14 protein-coding genes are annotated in these 17,686 nt (G+C 53.6%); 5 read left to right on the forward strand and 9 right to left on the reverse strand.

Annotation, left to right across the window (positions count from 1 at the left end):
* Positions 1-180: 180 nt before the first annotated feature.
* From ompF to pncB, 3 genes are all read right to left on the reverse strand, one after another.
* Entirely contained in the window at positions 181-1,284 is a 1,104-nt protein-coding gene (ompF, locus tag NIM72_RS18505) for a porin OmpF (RefSeq protein ID WP_304621843.1), read from the reverse strand.
* A gap of 300 nt (positions 1,285-1,584) precedes the next feature.
* On the reverse strand, positions 1,585-2,985 hold the full coding sequence (gene asnS / locus NIM72_RS18510) for an asparagine--tRNA ligase (protein WP_222924261.1): 1,401 nt from the start codon (positions 2,983-2,985) through the stop codon (positions 1,585-1,587).
* Between the two features lie 156 nt (positions 2,986-3,141).
* Positions 3,142-4,347: a nicotinate phosphoribosyltransferase gene (pncB, locus tag NIM72_RS18515; RefSeq protein ID WP_222924260.1), complete on the reverse strand. Its 1,206-nt coding sequence runs from the start codon at positions 4,345-4,347 to the stop codon at positions 3,142-3,144.
* Between the two features lie 243 nt (positions 4,348-4,590).
* Between pncB and pepN the strand changes: the two genes are divergently transcribed.
* Positions 4,591-7,206, forward strand: a complete 2,616-nt coding sequence (gene pepN / locus NIM72_RS18520; RefSeq protein WP_161735683.1) for an aminopeptidase N — start codon at positions 4,591-4,593, stop codon at positions 7,204-7,206.
* 35 nt (positions 7,207-7,241) lie between these two features.
* On the opposite strand, the gene ssuB is transcribed toward pepN, so the two are convergent.
* From ssuB to ssuE, 5 genes are read right to left on the reverse strand one after another with little or no spacing between them, the layout of a single operon-like run.
* A complete protein-coding gene (gene ssuB / locus NIM72_RS18525; RefSeq protein ID WP_253421488.1) occupies positions 7,242-8,030 on the reverse strand; it encodes an aliphatic sulfonates ABC transporter ATP-binding protein in 789 nt (262 codons plus the stop codon).
* Positions 8,027-8,818, reverse strand: a complete 792-nt coding sequence (gene ssuC / locus NIM72_RS18530) for an aliphatic sulfonate ABC transporter permease SsuC (protein WP_222925490.1) — start codon at positions 8,816-8,818, stop codon at positions 8,027-8,029. Before ssuC ends, ssuB begins: the two co-directional genes overlap by 4 nt.
* Positions 8,819-8,828: 10 nt before the next feature.
* Positions 8,829-9,977 (reverse strand): FMNH2-dependent alkanesulfonate monooxygenase, encoded by a 1,149-nt coding sequence (gene ssuD, locus NIM72_RS18535; protein ID WP_222924258.1) that lies wholly within the window; start codon positions 9,975-9,977, stop codon positions 8,829-8,831.
* 9 nt (positions 9,978-9,986) lie between these two features.
* On the reverse strand, positions 9,987-10,940 hold the full coding sequence (locus NIM72_RS18540) for a sulfonate ABC transporter substrate-binding protein (RefSeq protein ID WP_161735677.1): 954 nt from the start codon (positions 10,938-10,940) through the stop codon (positions 9,987-9,989).
* Between the two features lie 11 nt (positions 10,941-10,951).
* Positions 10,952-11,503 (reverse strand): NADPH-dependent FMN reductase, encoded by a 552-nt coding sequence (gene ssuE, locus NIM72_RS18545; RefSeq protein ID WP_013357340.1) that lies wholly within the window; start codon positions 11,501-11,503, stop codon positions 10,952-10,954.
* Between the two features lie 748 nt (positions 11,504-12,251).
* On the opposite strand from ssuE, the gene NIM72_RS18550 reads away from it, so the two are divergent.
* From NIM72_RS18550 to NIM72_RS18565, 4 genes are all read left to right on the forward strand, one after another.
* A complete protein-coding gene (locus NIM72_RS18550; protein ID WP_222924257.1) occupies positions 12,252-13,232 on the forward strand; it encodes a glycosyltransferase family 2 protein in 981 nt (326 codons plus the stop codon).
* Between the two features lie 101 nt (positions 13,233-13,333).
* A complete protein-coding gene (locus NIM72_RS18555; protein WP_013357342.1) occupies positions 13,334-14,635 on the forward strand; it encodes a flippase in 1,302 nt (433 codons plus the stop codon).
* Between the two features lie 134 nt (positions 14,636-14,769).
* Entirely contained in the window at positions 14,770-15,780 is a 1,011-nt protein-coding gene (gene pyrD, locus NIM72_RS18560) for a quinone-dependent dihydroorotate dehydrogenase (protein WP_161735674.1), read from the forward strand.
* A 153-nt stretch (positions 15,781-15,933) separates the two neighbouring features.
* Positions 15,934-16,473 carry a cell division protein ZapC gene (locus NIM72_RS18565; protein ID WP_150009867.1) on the forward strand — a complete coding sequence of 180 codons (540 nt, stop codon included), beginning with the start codon at positions 15,934-15,936 and terminating at the stop codon, positions 16,471-16,473.
* Here NIM72_RS18565 and NIM72_RS18570 read toward each other — a convergent pair whose 3' ends face one another.
* Positions 16,474-17,583 (reverse strand): YcbX family protein, encoded by a 1,110-nt coding sequence (locus tag NIM72_RS18570; RefSeq protein WP_253421491.1) that lies wholly within the window; start codon positions 17,581-17,583, stop codon positions 16,474-16,476.
* Positions 17,584-17,686 lie beyond the last annotated feature (103 nt).

Genomic DNA, 17,686 nt, shown 5'->3' on the forward strand with positions numbered 1-17,686 from the left:
CGGCCAGGCAAATGCCAACCGTTTGCGAGACAAATTCATACATTTTGCAGTGTGGATTGCGCGACGGAGAAAGGTAGTGATTAAAGCGGGGTAACGGCTCGGGGCAAAACGCACCTGTTGGGAATAGCAGCCATAAAAAACGGGGCCGTAGCCCCGTTTTTCAACATGTTTAAAGCGGAATTAGAACTGGTAAACCAGGCCAACACCAACCACGTCGTCTGTGTTCAGACCCAGACGGTTGTTGTCATCCAGCTGGTTGATCTGATAGTCCACATAGGTAGACATGTTTTTGTTGAAGTAGTAAGTCGCGCCAACGTCGATGTATTTAACCAGGTCAGCATCGCCCACGCCTTCAATGTCCTTGCCTTTAGACTGCACGTAAGCAACGGAAGGACGCAGACCGAAGTCGAACTGGTACTGTGCAACCAGCTCAATGTTCTGAGCCTTGTTAGCGAATGCAGTAGTGGTGGTGCCAGGAGCAATTGTTAAGTCAAATGGCGTTGAGTTACGGGTTTCACCGTAGTAAGCAGCCAGGTAAACATTGTTCGCATCATATTTCAGACCAGTTGCCCAGTTTTCAGCGCGTTTACCCTGACCAACAACTGTACCGTTAGCAGCAACACCGGCTGCCTGTGCATCAGTACGATCGCTGCTGCTATAAGCACCAACAACACCTACGCCGATTGGTGAAACGTAAGAGGTTGAGAGACCCCAGCCGTCGCCGTTAGCACGACGAATGTCACTACGCTCGTTTTTGCCCTGATACTGAACTGCGAAGTCCCAGCCATCTACCAGACCAAAGAAGTTGGTGTTGCGGTAGGTCAGCAGGCCGGTGCTACGACCGTTCATGAAGTTATCTGAGTATCCTGAGTCGCCACCGAACTCTGGCAGCATATCGGTCCAGCCGATTGCATCGTAAACCACACCGTAGTTACGGCCGTAGTCGATTGAGCCAGCATCACCGAATTTCAGACCCGCAAAGCCCAGACGGGTTTTGTTGTTATTCTGTGCGTCGGAACCTTCAGAGTTGTTAGCCTGAATGTTGTATTCCCACTGGCCGTAACCGGTCAGTTGGTCATTAATCTGAGTTTCACCTTTGAAGCCGAAACGAACGTATGACTTGTCGCCATCGCTGCCATCGTTATCAGAGAAGTAGTGCAGGCCGACTGCTTTACCGTACAGGTCCAGTTTGTTGCCGTCTTTGTTATAGATTTCTGCAGCGTTTGCTGCGCCGGCGGCTAACAGAGCAGGGATAACCACTGCAAGAATATTGCGCTTCATCATTATTCATTACCCTCATTGGAGTTATTTGTACACCTGCCACTGCCGTCAGGAAATCTTTACAGAACCCTGAGCGAAGTTTGGTGTCTTCCTGTGTCTGCACGCATCTTTCCATCCCACCCGCCGTAATTCTAGCGCTTAAATGCTACTAAACTCGTAATCTTGTTTCATTAAGAAAATATGTATTACAAAATGTAAAAAATACGGAACTTTGTGAGAGAACTCAAAATTTACAAAAATAAAAAAAGGCCGGCAGTGCCGACCTCTTTATATATATGAATTTCTTATATTTAATGCTGAATTTTAGAAACTTGCATTGCGTGGCGTGCGCGGGAAGGGGATAACGTCCCTGACATTTTGCACGCCAGTCACATAGGCGATTAAACGTTCAAAGCCCAGTCCGAAACCTGAATGTGGCACAGTACCGTAGCGACGCAGGTCACGATACCACCAGTAATCTTCTTTATTCAGACCCATCTCTTCCAGACGCGCATCCAGGACATCCAGACGCTCTTCACGCTGTGAACCACCGATGATCTCACCAATGCCTGGCGCCAGAACATCCATTGCCGCCACGGTTTTGCCATCCTCGTTCAGGCGCATATAGAACGCTTTAATGTCTTTCGGATAGTTTTTCACCACCACCGGCGCTTTAAAGTGTTTCTCGGCCAGGTAACGCTCATGCTCAGAGGAGAGGTCAATACCCCAGGAAACCGGGTTTTCGAAGGTCTGACCGCAGTTCATCAGGATCTCAACCGCGTCGGTGTAGTCGACCTGGGCAAAATCGGTGGTAATGAAACGCTGAAGACGCTCAACGGCATCTTTATCCACGCGCTCAGCGAAGAACGCCATGTCATCGGCACGCTCTTCCAGCACCGCGTTGAAGACATACTTCAGCATTGCTTCGGCCAGTGCAGCCGCATCATCCAGTGAGGCAAAGGCGATTTCCGGCTCCAGCATCCAGAATTCCGCCAGATGGCGGCTGGTGTTGGAATTCTCTGCGCGGAACGTTGGGCCGAAGGTGTAGATCTTCGACAGGGCGCTGGCATAGGTTTCGCCGTTCAGCTGACCGGAAACAGTCAGGAAGGCTTCTTTGCCAAAGAAATCTTCGCTGAAGTCGACTTTGCCCTGATCATTACGCGGCAGGTTTTCCATATCCAGCGTCGAGACACGGAACATTTCGCCAGCACCTTCGGTATCGGATGCAGTGATCAGCGGAGTGGAAACCCAGAAATAGCCATTTTCATGGAAGAAGCGATGCAGCGCCTGCGCCAGAGTATGGCGAACGCGGGCGACCGCGCCAATCAGGTTAGTGCGTGGACGCAGGTGTGCCACTTCGCGCAGATACTCGATGCTGTGACGCTTCGCCGCCATCGGGTAGCTGTCCGGATCTTCTACCCAGCCGACGACTTCCAGGCTGGTCGCCTGAATTTCAAACGCCTGGCCCTGACCCGGCGACGCCACCACTTTACCGGTCACGATGACGGAACAGCCCGTGGTCAGACGCAGCACTTCATCCTGATAATTATTCAGAGAATTATTGACGACAGCCTGAACGGGATTAAAGCAGGAGCCGTCATAGACAGCGATGAAGGAAAGACCGGCTTTGGAATCTCTTCGGGTACGCACCCAACCACGTACGGTGACTTCACTGTCAACCGCGACGCGACCGTGCAGTACGTCCGCTACAGGCACTACGCTCATAAATATCTCTCTATATAGAAGAAGTGAGTTAAAAGTTGCCCCATCCGGGGTTTTGCTATGTTACTTGTGAGTCTTCAGGAAACAAGCAAAATTCAGGGGGAAAGCGGATTTATTACAGCAGAGGCGGGGCGCATCAACGCCCCGATAAGAAGAGGTTTAACTCGCTTTTTTCACCAGCGGCAGATCAAAGGCTTTTCGCAGCGCTTTGACAAAAGCCTTATCCTGGCAGATGGTTTTGCCCGGGCTGTCTGAAAGTTTCGCTACTGGCTTGCCGTTGCACTGCACCAGCTTGATAACGATGTTCAGTGGCGTTACGCCCGGAATATCGCAGGTCAGGCGGGTACCGATGCCGAACACGACATTCGTCCGCTGACCAAAGTGGCGATAAAGCGCCAGCGCTTTGTCGAGATTTAAGTTGTCAGAAAAGACCAGATGTTTACTTTGCGGATCGATACCCAGCTTCTGATAATGAGCCAGCGCTTTCTCGCCCCATTCAACCGGATCGCCGGAGTCGTGACGAAGCCCCTGGTAGCGGCGGGCAAACATCGGACCGAAATCGCGCAGGAACGCATCCATTGCGATGCAATCGGTCAGCGCGATACCCAGCTGATCGTCATACTCGTCCAGCCAGGCCTGCAGCGCAGCACGCTGACTGTTGGCGAGAACCGGGCTGATTTGCTGGAAGGCCTGGAACCACTCATGCGCCTGAGTACCGACCGGCGTCAGAGACAGACGGCGCGCCAGATCATAATTACTGGTGCCAATCAGCCACGGAAAATCCTGTTTCAGTGTGGAGACAATCGCCTGCTGCACATCCTGCGAATAGCGGCGACGGGTGCCGAAATCCATCAGGCGGAAGCGCGACATATCCAGATCCGCTACCTGCGTCTTAAAGTCGCCGAGTTTCTGATGCAAATGGTCGATCGCCTGCTGAGTGGTGACCTGCGGCGTGCGATGTCGATGCACAATCTCACTGATCAGCGCCAGTAGCGGCACCTCCCACATGATCACCTCCCGCCACGGCCCCTGGATACGAAGTTCCAGTTTGCCATGGTGATTGCGCACCTCAACCTGCTCCGGGTTATAGCGGAACTGGCGCAACCAGCTGAGATAATCCTGCCGGAAGAAGGGAAGGCGGGATAACCAGGTCGCTTCATCATCAGTCAGCGCCAGGTGTTGCATGGCAGTAATCGCGTCACGAATTTCGTCAGCGTAGAGACCCAGTAGTTCGTCGCCGCGGCAGCGAAACTCCGCCGCCACCGTTACGTCATGATAGCGGTGGAAAACGGCCTGCTGCATATGGAGTTTATAGGCGTCCGTATCCAGCAGGGAGGTCAGTATCGGGGAAGCATGTCCTGTCATGGCGCGTTTCAGCATCCTGTTCGGTGGCGCAGTGCCCGGTGTTGTACACAGTCATAAAGACGCAAAAGTATAATTCACTATCTGAAGCCGATCACAGCATATTTCAGTCGGGCGGGTCGAGGCCAATCTGTGCCTTTGTTAACAAAGTGTAGCCATTTCACCCTTTAGGTGCATTGTGCGTGGCAAGCTTGTAGTAACAAGCTTAGACTTTGCCGGTAAACTTATAACAACGCGAGACGCAATATGACGCAACAGCCCCAAATCAAGTATCGCCACGACTACCGTGCACCCGATTACACCATCACCGATATCGATTTAACTTTTGAACTGGATGCGTCGACGACCCGTGTAACGGCCATCAGCCAGGTTAAACGCGTGGGCGACAGCCAGGCTGAGCTGCGACTGGACGGCGAAGCGTTAACGCTGATTGCGCTGGAGGTCGACGGGCAAGCCTGGACGGCCTTCCGTGAAGAAGAGGGCGCACTGGTCATCAGCCAGCTGCCGGACAGCTTCACCCTGAAAATCATCAATGATATTCATCCGGATCAGAACACCGCGCTGGAAGGGCTGTACAAATCGGGCGAGGCGCTCTGCACCCAATGTGAGGCTGAAGGCTTCCGTCATATTACCTGGTATCTCGATCGCCCTGATGTGCTGGCACGTTTTACCACCACCATTTATGCCAATGGTGAGCGTTATCCATTCCTGCTCTCCAACGGTAACCGGATTGACAGCGGCCGGGATGAGCAGGGTCGCAGCTGGGTGAAGTGGCAGGATCCGTTCCCGAAACCGTGCTACCTGTTTGCGCTGGTGGCGGGCGATTTCGACGTGCTGCGCGACAGCTTCACCACCCGTTCAGGCCGTGATGTGGCGCTGGAGATCTTCGTCGATCGCGGTAACCTCGATCGTGCCGACTGGGCGATGACCTCGCTGAAAAATAGTATGAAGTGGGACGAAGAGCGTTTCGGCCTGGAGTATGACCTCGACATCTTTATGATCGTCGCAGTGGACTTCTTCAACATGGGCGCCATGGAGAACAAAGGCCTTAACGTCTTCAACGCCAAATATGTGCTGGCGAAAGCGGAAACGGCGACGGACAAAGATTACCTCGGCATTGAGGCGGTTATCGGTCACGAATATTTCCACAACTGGACCGGTAACCGCGTGACCTGCCGCGACTGGTTCCAGCTCAGCCTGAAAGAGGGGCTGACCGTGTTCCGCGATCAGGAGTTCAGCTCCGATCTGGGTTCACGCGCGGTGAACCGCATTGATAACGTGCGTATCGTACGCGGCGCGCAGTTTGCCGAAGATGCCAGCCCGATGGCACACCCGATCCGTCCGGATCAGGTCATTGAGATGAACAACTTCTATACCCTGACGGTGTATGAAAAAGGGTCAGAGGTCATCCGTATGATGCACACCCTGCTGGGTGAAGAGAATTTCCAGAAGGGCATGAAGCTCTATTTTGATCGCCATGACGGCAGCGCCGCCACCTGTGATGACTTTGTTCAGGCGATGGAAGATGCATCAAATATCGATCTGTCGCAGTTCCGCCGCTGGTACAGCCAGTCCGGTACGCCGGTACTGACGGTGCGCGATGATTACAACCCGGAGCTGGAGCAGTATACGCTGCACGTCACGCAGCACACCCCTGCAACTGCCGATCAGAAAGAGAAGCTGCCGCTGCATATCCCGCTGGATATCGAGCTATATGACGGTGAAGGCAAGGTGATCCCGCTGCAGAATAACGGCCATCCGGTGCATCATGTGCTGAATGTCACCGAAGAGTTCCAGACCTTTATTTTCGATAATGTCTACTTCCAGCCGGTGCCGTCGCTACTGCGTGAATTCTCCGCCCCGGTGAAGCTCGATTACAAATGGAGTGATGCTCAGCTCACCTTCCTGATGCGTCATGCACGCAATGACTTCTCCCGCTGGGATGCGGCTCAGAGCCTGCTTGCGACCTATATCCGTCTGAATGTCGCCCGCTATCAGCAGGGCCAGCATCTGTCGCTGCCGCTGCATGTTGCCGATGCTTTCCGCGCGGTGCTGCTCGATACCGACTGTGACCCGGCCCTGACCGCGCTGATCCTGACGCTGCCGTCAGAAAATGAGATTGCCGAGCTGTTTGACACTATCGATCCGCAGGCGATTGCGCTGGTGCGTGATGCCCTGCAACGCACACTGGCACGCGAACTGGCCGATGAGTTCTTTGCGATCTACAACGCCAATCAGCAGCCTGAATATCGCGTGGAGCATGACGCGATTGGTCAGCGCAGCCTGAAAAATATCTGCCTGACCTATCTTGCCTTCAGCGATGCGCAGCTGGCGGATAAACTGGTGCAGACGCAGTATCACCAGGCGACCAACATGACCGATGCGCTGGCGGCGCTTTCCGCTGCTGTTGCGGCACAGTTACCGTGCCGTGATGCGCTGCTGGCAGCTTACGATGAGCGCTGGCATCAGGACGGTCTGGTGATGGATAAATGGTTTGTGCTGCAGGCGACCAGCCCGGCTGCCAACGTGATGCGCAACGTGCGTCAGCTGCTGAATCATCGCTCCTTCACCATGAGTAATCCAAACCGCGTTCGCTCGCTGGTGGGGGCTTTTGCCTCGGCTAACCCGGCCGCATTCCATGCTAAAGATGGCAGCGGTTATAAGTTCCTGGTGGAGATGCTCACCGATCTGAACACCCGCAATCCGCAGGTTGCGGCACGAATGGTGGAGCCGCTGATTCGTCTGAAACGTTATGACGAAGGCCGTCAGGCGATGATGCGTCAGGCGCTGGAGCAACTGCTGGAACTGGATAAACTCTCTGGCGATCTCTACGAAAAAATTACCCGGGCACTAAACGCCTGATAATAAAAAAGGGAGCGTCTGAGACGCTCTCTTTTTCAGCGCTGCTGCGCGTAACGTACCGGCTGCGGTCGTTCCGTACGCTGCATCACCCGATCCAGTACCTCTGCTTCCAGCTCGGCCAGCCGCGCAGACCCACGACGTCGTGGTCGCGGCAAATCTACCAGCAGATCCAGACCGATTTCGCCCTCTTCGATCAACAACACACGATCCGCCATCACGACCGCTTCACTGACATCATGCGTGACCAGCAGCACGGTAAAATGATGTTGCTGCCACAGTGACTCAATCAATCCCTGCATTTCAATGCGTGTCAGGGCATCCAGCGCCCCCAGTGGTTCATCCAGCAGCAGTAAGCCGGGCCGATGAATCAGCGCTCGGGCCAGCGCCACGCGTTGTTTCTGTCCACCAGAGAGTGCAGCCGGCCACTCATTGGCGCGATCGGCCAGTCCCACCGCCGTCAGGGCATCCATCGCTGCGCTGTGCCATTCGCGGCCGCGCAGGCCCAGCCCGACGTTATCAATGACTTTTTTCCACGGCAGCAGTCGTGCATCCTGAAACATCAGGCGGGTATCGTCGCGTGCTGACTGCAGCGGCGTATTCCCTGCCAGCAATTCACCGCTGGAGCTGTGTTCAAGTCCGGCCAGCAGGCGCAACAGGGTGCTTTTGCCGCAGCCGCTGCGACCCACTACCGCCACAAACTGACCCGAAGGAATATGCAGGTCGATCTTATTGAGAATGGTACGACTGCCATACTGTTTGCTGACGCCGTTAACGCCAACCGGCGTGCCAGTGTTAAGGCGGGCTGGTGAGAGAGCCTGGCTCATGCGTTCTCCTCCTTTAGTTGGTAAGCGGGATGCCAGCGCAGCCAGATGCGTTCCAGTAACAACGCGGCGACATCCGCCAGTTTGCCGAGCAGGGCATAGAGAATGATGGCGACCACCACCACATCGGTCTGCAGGAATTCACGTGCGTTCATTGCCAGATAGCCGATGCCCGCGTTGGCGGAGATGGTTTCAGCGACAATCAGCGTCAGCCACATCAGACCCAGCGCAAAACGCACGCCGACCATAATATTCGGCAGTGCGCCGGGCAGGATCACCTGGATAAACAGGCTCCAGCCGGAGAGGCCATAGCTGCGTGCCATCTCAACCAGTCCGCGATCGATATTGCGGATGCCGTGATAGGTATTCAGGTAGATCGGGAACAGCGTGCCCAGCGCCACCAGAAAGATTTTGGCGGACTCGTCGATACCGAACCAGAGGATCACCAACGGGATCAGCGCCAGATGTGGCACATTGCGCAGCATCTGCACCGACGTATCCAGCAGCCGTTCACCGGTTTTTGAGGTGCCGGTGATCAGCCCAAGTATCAGGCCGATCGAACCGCCAATGCTGAAACCGATCAGTGCCCGCCAGCTGCTTATTGCCAGATGCTGCCAGAGTTCACCGCTGACAGTCAGCTGCCAGAAGGTGGTCACAATTTTCTCCGGCGCGGGCAGAATACGGTTCGATAACCAGCCGGTTTGCGAAGCAATTTGCCACACCACGACAAGCAGTGTCGGCAATAGCCACGGCACCAGCGTATCAGCAAGGCGTTTTCGGGTTCTGGCCATCATGCTCTCCTCAGCCCCGGGCGGCTTTTTTCTCAGGGGTAAAATCGTTGGCTACCGCTTCACCGTGCGCCTGAACGACGCGCGGCTGAGGCACGAGTGGAACCTGTAGATCAAGATGCGGGAACAGCAGTTCGCCGACGCGATAAGCCTCTTCCAGATGCGGATAACCTGACAGGATAAAGGTCTCAATGCCCAGTGCTTCATACTCTTTGATGCGTGCGGCAACGGTTGGGCCATCACCGACCAGCGCTGTACCGGCTCCACTGCGTACCAGACCCACACCTGCCCACAGATTCGGGCTGATTTCGAGTTTGTCGCGGCGACCACCGTGCAGCGCGGCCATCCGGCGCTGCCCTACAGAATCGGCCCGCTGGAACGCTGCCTGTGCCTTCGCAATAGTGGCGTCATCGACATTGGCAATCAGCCGGTCGGCGGCCTGCCAGGCCTCTTCGTTGGTTTCGCGCACAATCACATGCAAACGGATACCAAACCGCACCGTACGTCCCTGCGCGGCCGCTTTCGCGCGCACCTGATCAATCTTCTCTTTAACCTGAGCAGGCGGTTCGCCCCAGGTAAGGTAAACATCGACCTGTTCGGCCGCCAGTTCCTGAGCCGGTTCAGAAGAGCCGCCAAACCACAGCGGTGGGCGAGGCTGCTGCACCGGTTTAAACATCAGACGCGCGCCGCGAACCTTCACGTGCTTGCCTTCGTAATCAACCGTTTCGCCTTCCAGCACCCGGCGCCAGACGCGGGTGAACTCGGCAGATTCTGCGTAACGCTCACGGTGATCCAGGAACACGCCGTCGCCCGCCAGTTCTTCCGGATCGCCGCCGGTCACCAGATTGAACAGCGCACGGCCGTTGGAGAGACGATCCAGCGTGGCAGCCTGACGCGCCGCCTGAGTCGGTGAAATGACGCCGGGTCGTAGCGCGACCAGGAAACGCAGGCGCTGCGTCACCGGGATCAGCGAGGCGGCAACCAGCCAGGCATCTTCGCAGGAGCGGCCGGTCGGGATTAATACACCACCAAAGCCGAGACGGTCAGCGGCCTGCGCCACCTGCTGTAAATAGGCGTGATCAACCGGTCGCGCGCCTTCGGCGGTACCAAGGTAGTGGCCGTCGCCATGCGTCGGCAGGAACCAGAATATGGATACGCTCATTATTGCTCCTTACTGCGTTACGGTATGCGGTTGCCAGATGCGATCCTGAATCGTCACTTTGACTGGCAACAGATGATTGGCATAAAACAGATCAGCGGTACGCTGCTGTGCGGCTGCGGTTTCAGCACTGACCGGCGAAATCCGGGTGGGTGGACGATGGCTGAGATAGCTGGCAATAACGGGTTCAGACAGGCCCATCGCCTGGGCAAGAAGCGTGGTGCTCTGCTTAGGCTGGCTGATCGTCAGCGCGTCGGCACTGCTGAAGGTGTCCAGCACCTGCTGGATAAACGCGCCGTGGGCTTCGGCATAGCTACGCGTCGCCAGATAGAAGGACCCGGTCAGATTTAGTGAGCTGCCATCAATCAGCAGGCGCGAATTACCCTGCAACAGTACTGAAGAGTAGTAGGGATCCCAGATTGCCCAGGCATCCACATCACCCTGCTGGAAGGCAGCGCGCGCATCGGCTGGCGTCAGATAAACCGGCGTGATGTCTTTAAACGTGAGGCCCGCCTGCTGTAATGCGCGCAGCAGTAAATTGTGTGAACTGGAGCCTTTCTGGAAAGCGACTTTTTTGCCTTTCAGATCGGAGACCTGTTTCAGAGCGCTGTTTTTCGGCACCAGAATCACTTCTGATTTCGGTTTTGGCGGCTCCGAGCCGACATAGAGCAGATCTGCGCCTGCGGCCTGGGCAAACAGTGGCGGAAGGTCACCGGTACTGCCGAGATCGATACTGTTAATGTTCAGCGCTTCCAGCATTTGCGGGCCAGCCGGGAACTCGATCCACTTAATCTGAGTATGGGGGAACCGTTTCTCCAGCAACTGATGTGACTTCGCCAGTACCATGCTGACCGAACCTTTCTGATAGCCGATGCGAATCTCAGCCGGATCCGATTCTGCGGCCTGTACCTGAAGGCCAGCCAGTAAGAGTCCCGCCACCAGCCACTTTCCTAATCTCTGCTTCATTGATCGCTTCCTTATACTGCCTGCGCAACGGGATGGTGATGACGGGTCAGCGCCAGCCAGAACGCGGAGACGGCTTCGTCAAGACGCTCTGCCAGTGAATCTTCCAGTACAGGCTGACGATCGTAATGCGTGACCTGGCTGTCTTCGGCGTAGACCCCATGCAGAATTTCCTGTGCTTTCAGCGCGTTGAGAACCGGTTTCAGCGCGTAGTCCAGCGCCAGCATATGGCCGACACTGCCGCCGCTGGCGAGTGGTAACACAACTTTATGCTCCAGTGCGCGCTCAGGCAGCAGATCGAGCAGGGTCTTCAGCGCGCCCGAAAACGACGCTTTATAGATAGGTGTTGCCACAATCAGCCCATCAGCCGAGGCCAGATCGTCACGCAGGGCCAGCAGCGCGGGTGCATCAAAGCGCGCATTAATCAGATCGTCAGGCTGAAAGTTGTGAATATTCCAGGGAATGACTTCAATGCCACGAGCTTCCAGTTTGTGCTGACACAACGTCAGTAATGAAGTTGAGCGGGAGGGAAATCGTGGGCTGCCTGCCAGCGTAATAACTCGCATTATCACTCCTTATAACTAAAAGTTATTGATTATTTAATGTTGAGAACTTATGCCTTCATACTGTCAGAGCAGGGGAGTGGGCTTAAATGATTTATCCGGCAAAGCAAGGATAAAAACTGCAAATAGACGTGCCTGTAGCAGCGAATAAAACTACCGCTTCCGATAATTCTTAAATTAGGCGCTGGCAGCTGAGCAATTCATTAATGGGTATGATATGAGATTGCCATAATGGGGTGATTGATCAGAAAAATTCTCTTTCGTCTGATTGCTTAATCAATCTTCCTGAGAATGACGCGGTGTTAAAGCGAAACGGTTGAAAAAATAGCCTCTGAAGCGGCACGGAATCAGCGTAACTGCGGCCGCATCCGCCAAAGATTAAGATTAATTGCAGAAAGTAAACTGTAATAAAAATGAAGGAATAGTGAAGATATTCATCTTTTCAGATGTTCGCTTACAGATTTCTGAATCTGGTTACGCCTGCTTTGTGGGGGGATTTTAAATCATTCCTCAACGGTTTTAACATTACAGCGGGCTATAGATGCACTTTTTTTAACAGTGAAAATCAGGTGAAACGTTTAGATAATTTTTACAAGTGGTCTTTTTTCGCATAACCGGTTTAAGATAATCAGGCTCAATCAAAGCCATCATAATAGTAGCGTATTACTCTTTTCGACGTTTCGCCTCTGGTCAGGCCCTGCATCTGGCAGGTGACTCGTATTGTCTTTTTTCTAACAGCAGAGAATTGCCTATGTCTGACACTTTATTATCAGTGATTATTCCAACCTACAATGTTGAAAAATATATTGTGGAGTGCGTCGATTCATTATTACGTCAGGTTAAAGCACCCAATGAAATAATCATTGTGAATGATGGCTCCACCGATGGAACATTAGCCTTACTTGAACAGAATTATGCACACCTTGCTCAGGTGAAAATAATGACGACTGAGAATGGTGGTGCCGGTCATGCACGTGATGTGGGTATTGAGCAGGCTAAGGGTCAGTTTCTCTTTTTCTGCGATCCAGACGACGTCGTGGCGGATGGGTTGGTCGCTGAACTGAGCATGGTGGCGGAAAAGCATCCTGAAACGGATCTGTTCTGTTTTAAATCGTGCGTCTATCGCGACGGCCATATTGATATCACCTCGCCAAAAGTCAGACACGAATACTTTGGGCAGCAAAAACCGCAGGACGTCTTATTGGGCCTGCTGCGTAACGGCAGCTATACGTCAGCGGCGTGGAGCTATGTCATCAGCAAACGTGTTATTGAACAGCATAAATTACGCTTTGTTAAACGCGTTCATGAAGACCACAATTTTACGCTCTCCTGCTTTATGAAAAGTCAGCAGGCCTGGGTGAGCCATCAGGTTTATTATAAACAGCGTATTCGTAACGGCTCACTGACGAACAGTACCAAAAGTAATGAGTTTTTCTATCAGCGTTATGATGCCTTTATGCACGCCTACAATACGTTAACCGGCTCTCTGGTTAAATCAGCGTGGCGCGATACGCTTGAAAAAGCCTATTTAATTCACTCGTTTCGTCTGATGATCTACTTATCACTTTATAATCGTACGCCTGTGCCGGAATATGTGCTTAACGCAATTCGCTTTATGGGTCGCAATGTGAAAACAGAAAACGTTAAAGAGTGGCTATTGTTCAATCGGCCTGAACTGTTTATTGCACTTCAGCATTACAAGGTCAAAAAAGAGCTGAAAAACGCCGCCTGATTCTGAAAAGCAGCCTGATTCTGAAAAATGTGAAGCGATATTGTTTATGCCTTTGCGAAATGAGAAGGTGAGACATGCAATGTGTATAAGGTTGTTGCGTCATGGCAAAAGTACTCGATAAAAGTCTGGTTATTAATATTTTCTCGCTGCTGGCCTACCGCGGCGCATCATTTTTGTTTCCGCTGGCCACGCTGCCCTATCTTGCCCGCGTTCTGGGTGTAGAGCAGATGGGGACGCTGGCGCTGGCCATCGCCTGCGTGCTCTATTGCAGTACCATCTCTGACTGGGGATTCAACGTCTTTACTACTAAAGACATTGCTCATCATCGTGATGATAAGGAACGCGTCAGTCAGCTTTTCTGGTCAACGTTTAACGCCAAGCTGATGCTGCTGGTGGTGACCAGTGGCACGTTACTGACGGCGACCTGGTTTAATCCCGCCTGGCATCCGCTGTTTTTTATCATTCTGGCGAACTGCACCACGCTGATAGGCTCGCTGTTTTCATTCGGCTGGCTGATGCAGGGGTTTGAGAAACTGGGTAAAACGGCGATGATCGCCACCTTCGGTAACTTCTGTGCCATTCCACTGACCTTTTTGCTGGTGAAATCCCCGCAGGATACCTGGCTGGCGGCGCTGATCCCTGGCACTGTCTCCATCATCAGTGCAGCGATTACGCTGAAGTTTGTGCTGGAGATGAAGGTCATTGGCCGTTACCGCTTTGAGCCGCGCGAAATCAAACAGCGCATCACCGACAGCATGGATGTGTTTATTGCTATCGCGGGTGCCAATCTGTTTAACAGCGTCAACGTGGTGATCCTGGCCTCCTTTACCTCTACTTATATGGTCGGGATCTACAACGGTGCGGATCGTCTGCGTAAAGCGGCTAACTCCGTACCCGAGCAGATCGGCAGTGCTTTCTTCCCGCGTGTCAGCCATCTGTTTGGTCGGGATAAACGTGCCGCCATTGCGGCAACGCGCAAAAGCCTGCTGCTGTCATTCTCACTGAGTCTGTCGATTGTGATCTTTACCTGGTTCTTTGCTGACCTGGTGGTCTCTATTTTACTGGGTAAAGACTTTATTCCGTCGGCGGATGTGCTGCGCGTCTTCGTGCTCTGCTTCCTGTTCGGCAACATTGCCTATCCGGCTGGATTACAGATTCTCATCCCGCACGGTCTGGCGCGTCAGCGTATGTGGGTCATGATGGCCGCTGGCGTGATAAACGTGCCGCTATGCTGTTTCCTGGCGTGGAAATTTGGTGCTATCGGTGCTGCGTGGTCGATGGTAGGGGCTGAAGCGTTTGTCTGTCTCGGTATCTTTGGCATCATGCAGCGTCACGGCATTCTGCGGGAGTATCTGTTTCCTTCCGAAGTGAAAAACCAGCCCGTAAACGATTCCGCCGTTTAAGATCAAAGCATTTTCATATAGTTTTCTGCATCCCCGCCCTTCGATTTACTTTTGCGCCAGAGCACTTTACCATTCTGGCGCACATTTTCCCGTGCACCGACTTTCACGATTGCTTCCGTCCTTCAGGAGAGTGCATGTTTTATCCTATCGTCCGACCGGCGCTGTTTAAACTCGACCCCGAACGCGCGCACGAACTCACCTTTAAGCAACTGCGTTTTATGAACGGCACGCCGCTGGAGCTGTTTTATCGCCAGAATCTGCCGTCGCGTCCGGTCACCTGCATGGGACTGACCTTTAAGAATGCCCTGGGCCTGGCTGCGGGTCTGGATAAGAACGCCGAGTGCATTGATGCGTTTGCGGCGATGGGCTTTGGTTTTGTTGAAGTCGGCACCGTCACGCCGCGCGCCCAGGCAGGTAATGATAAGCCGCGGATGTTTCGTCTGGTGGAAGCGGGCGGCATTATCAACCGGATGGGATTTAATAATCTGGGCGTTGACCACCTGGTTGAGAATGTGAAAAAAGCGCGTTTTAACGGCGTGCTTGGGATCAATATCGGTAAAAATAAAGATACGCCGGTTGAGCAGGGCAAAGAGGATTATCTGATCTGCATGGAAAAGGTCTATGCCCATGCCGGTTATATCGCCATCAATATTTCCTCGCCTAACACGCCAGGTTTGCGTTCACTGCAATATGGTGAGGCGCTGGATGATTTGCTCTCTTCCATTAAACAGAAACAAAAAGAGCTTGAAAAGCGCCATCTGAAATATGTTCCGCTGGCCGTAAAAATTGCGCCCGATCTCTCTGAAGAGGAGTTAATTCAGGTCGCGGACAGTTTGATTCGTCATCAGATTGATGGCGTCATTGCCAGCAATACCACGCTCGATCGTTCGCTGGTAAGCGGTCTTAAGCATGCTGAAGAAGCGGGTGGATTAAGTGGACGGCCAGTGCAGTCGCGCAGTACGGCAGTGATCCAGCGCCTCTCTCAGGAGCTGCAGGGGCGTCTTCCCATTATCGGCGTTGGCGGCATTGATTCTCTGACCGCTGCGCGTGAAAAAATCGCCGCTGGCGCAACGCTGGTTCAGATTTATTCAGGCTTTATTTATCAGGGGCCAGGATTAATTAAAGATATCGTTACGCATCTCTAAGACAATTCTCACAATGATTGGCCGGGGGGTTTATTTATCCCCTCGGCTCGTTTATATTTTGTCCTGTTGCACGCTTTTTCAGCTTTTCCTTATGTTTCTTTTTTCGCTGAATTCTGCGCGATTTTTGGCGCAGCGGTAAATACAGGGCACACGATGAAAATTAAACCCGATGATAACTGGCGCTGGTATTTTGATAGCAGCCACGACCGAATGATGCTCGACCTGGCTGACGGGATGCTTTTTCGTTCCCGCTTTTCCCGCAAAATGCTCACGCCGGATGCGTTCTCTGAGTCGGGTTTCTGTGTCGATGACGCCGCTCTGTATTACACCTTTGAAGAGACCTGTCGTCAGTGCAAACTCAGTGGCAGCCATTGCGCTGAACTGGTGCTGAATGCGCTGGTCGCCGCGCGTTTCCTCAAACCACTGATGCCAAAAAGCTGGCATTTCGCCGCTTATGCCCCTGCAATGCAGCCCCGTCCCGGTGAAATGGTGCAGGTTACGCTGGCAGAAGAGGGCACACAGGCACGTCTGCTGGTGGTTGAGAGTGGTGATAATGCGGCGCTCTGCCTGCTGGCGCAGCCTGGATTAACCCTGGCCGGTAAAAATATGGTGCTCGGCGATGCCATCAAGGTCATGAACGACCGGCTGCAACCCTGGTACCAGGATGTCGCGCACTACGCCCGCGCTGTCTGATTACTTCACTTCTATATCACCTGCCGGAATACAGCTGCAGCTTAAGAGGGTGCCGTCCTGACGCAGGGCACTCTGTTTAAGCGCTTTTACTTCACCGGCTACCAGACTCAGCTTGCAGCTACCACACAGACCTGCCCGACAGGAGTAAGGGATGCGAAAGCCCTGCATCTCCAGCTGATCCAGTAATACCTGCTGATTATCCCCGGTGAAGGTCTGACCCTGAAACGTGATGGTCACGGCATCCGGCGTCTGCTGCTGTGGTTTCAGCGTTTCGACCACTTCGCCGGCACCATAGATGCGGGGCGCATGACGTTTCAGGACGATCATTTCATCACCCGTACGCACCACACCACTGTTCCGCGCCACTAAGTTCAGACCGAAATCGATGTCGCCACTGCCATCCTGAGCGGTGCGGAAAGTCTGCAGTGTCGCCAGCGGATGACCGGTGGGATGCTTAAGTCCGGTCTCGGTGCTGACCGTAGTAAGTACACAGCGACTGCAGGGCTTGGGAGCCTCAAAGATGACGTCGCCAATCTGAATCTCTGCCCAGCTATCCTCATCCCAGGCGGCCGCACCGCTGATGATCAGATTCGGGCGAAACTGTTCGGCACGGACGCTGGCCGGGCAGCGCTGTTGCAGATCGTGCAGCGAAGCATTGTTGATCAGCAAAAACGGAAAGCCATCGGCAAAGCTCAGCGGAATATGATCAAACTTTTTGACCCGGCGAGTCGGTTGCGGCCCGACCCAGCGCAGTTGAACGTCACGCGGGAAGAACTGGCTCAGCCACTGATTAACTGCTTCGGGCGCAATGCGCGCAGTGAAGTGGTTGCCCCAGACTTCGGTGGGATGATCCTGCTCACTAAAATCGCTGAAGCGGATCAGGGTCTGGCTGCCATCCGGCGCAGCCAGCAGCAGGCCATCCGGCAGGAGTGCCGGTGTAAAGCGCACCATCTCCGGGTGCTGGCGTGCAGTAATAAAGGTGCCATCAGGTTCGGTCACCATAAACAGACGATCAAACGCCAGTCCGCTGTCAGTGACCAGCGCATGTGACAACGCTAATCCCCGCATTGACTTCACAGGATGAATAAATAAGCGGGAAAGCGTGATCATGGTGTTCTCCTTGAACCCGACGCGCGACACAAAAGAAGCTAACTTTATGACATAGGTCTCCGATTCGCTATAATGCGCGACAATTTTCTCAAGAGTTAAAAGT

Source organism: Pantoea sp. B550, assembly GCF_024158165.1.
GTDB lineage: Bacteria > Pseudomonadota > Gammaproteobacteria > Enterobacterales > Enterobacteriaceae > Pantoea > Pantoea alfalfae.

What these genes read in the sequence shown, in the direction of transcription:
- ompF (WP_304621843.1), bottom strand. Translation starts at nt 1,284, where the DNA reads ATGATGAAGCGCAATATTCTTGCAGTGGTTATCCCTGCTCTGTTAGCC.
- asnS (WP_222924261.1), bottom strand. Translation starts at nt 2,985, where the DNA reads ATGAGCGTAGTGCCTGTAGCGGACGTACTGCACGGTCGCGTCGCGGTT.
- pncB (WP_222924260.1), bottom strand. Translation starts at nt 4,347, where the DNA reads ATGACAGGACATGCTTCCCCGATACTGACCTCCCTGCTGGATACGGAC.
- pepN (WP_161735683.1), top strand. Translation starts at nt 4,591, where the DNA reads ATGACGCAACAGCCCCAAATCAAGTATCGCCACGACTACCGTGCACCC.
- ssuB (WP_253421488.1), bottom strand. Translation starts at nt 8,030, where the DNA reads ATGAGCCAGGCTCTCTCACCAGCCCGCCTTAACACTGGCACGCCGGTT.
- ssuC (WP_222925490.1), bottom strand. Translation starts at nt 8,818, where the DNA reads ATGGCCAGAACCCGAAAACGCCTTGCTGATACGCTGGTGCCGTGGCTA.
- ssuD (WP_222924258.1), bottom strand. Translation starts at nt 9,977, where the DNA reads ATGAGCGTATCCATATTCTGGTTCCTGCCGACGCATGGCGACGGCCAC.
- NIM72_RS18540 (WP_161735677.1), bottom strand. Translation starts at nt 10,940, where the DNA reads ATGAAGCAGAGATTAGGAAAGTGGCTGGTGGCGGGACTCTTACTGGCT.
- ssuE (WP_013357340.1), bottom strand. Translation starts at nt 11,503, where the DNA reads ATGCGAGTTATTACGCTGGCAGGCAGCCCACGATTTCCCTCCCGCTCA.
- NIM72_RS18550 (WP_222924257.1), top strand. Translation starts at nt 12,252, where the DNA reads ATGTCTGACACTTTATTATCAGTGATTATTCCAACCTACAATGTTGAA.
- NIM72_RS18555 (WP_013357342.1), top strand. Translation starts at nt 13,334, where the DNA reads ATGGCAAAAGTACTCGATAAAAGTCTGGTTATTAATATTTTCTCGCTG.
- pyrD (WP_161735674.1), top strand. Translation starts at nt 14,770, where the DNA reads ATGTTTTATCCTATCGTCCGACCGGCGCTGTTTAAACTCGACCCCGAA.
- NIM72_RS18565 (WP_150009867.1), top strand. Translation starts at nt 15,934, where the DNA reads ATGAAAATTAAACCCGATGATAACTGGCGCTGGTATTTTGATAGCAGC.
- NIM72_RS18570 (WP_253421491.1), bottom strand. Translation starts at nt 17,583, where the DNA reads ATGATCACGCTTTCCCGCTTATTTATTCATCCTGTGAAGTCAATGCGG.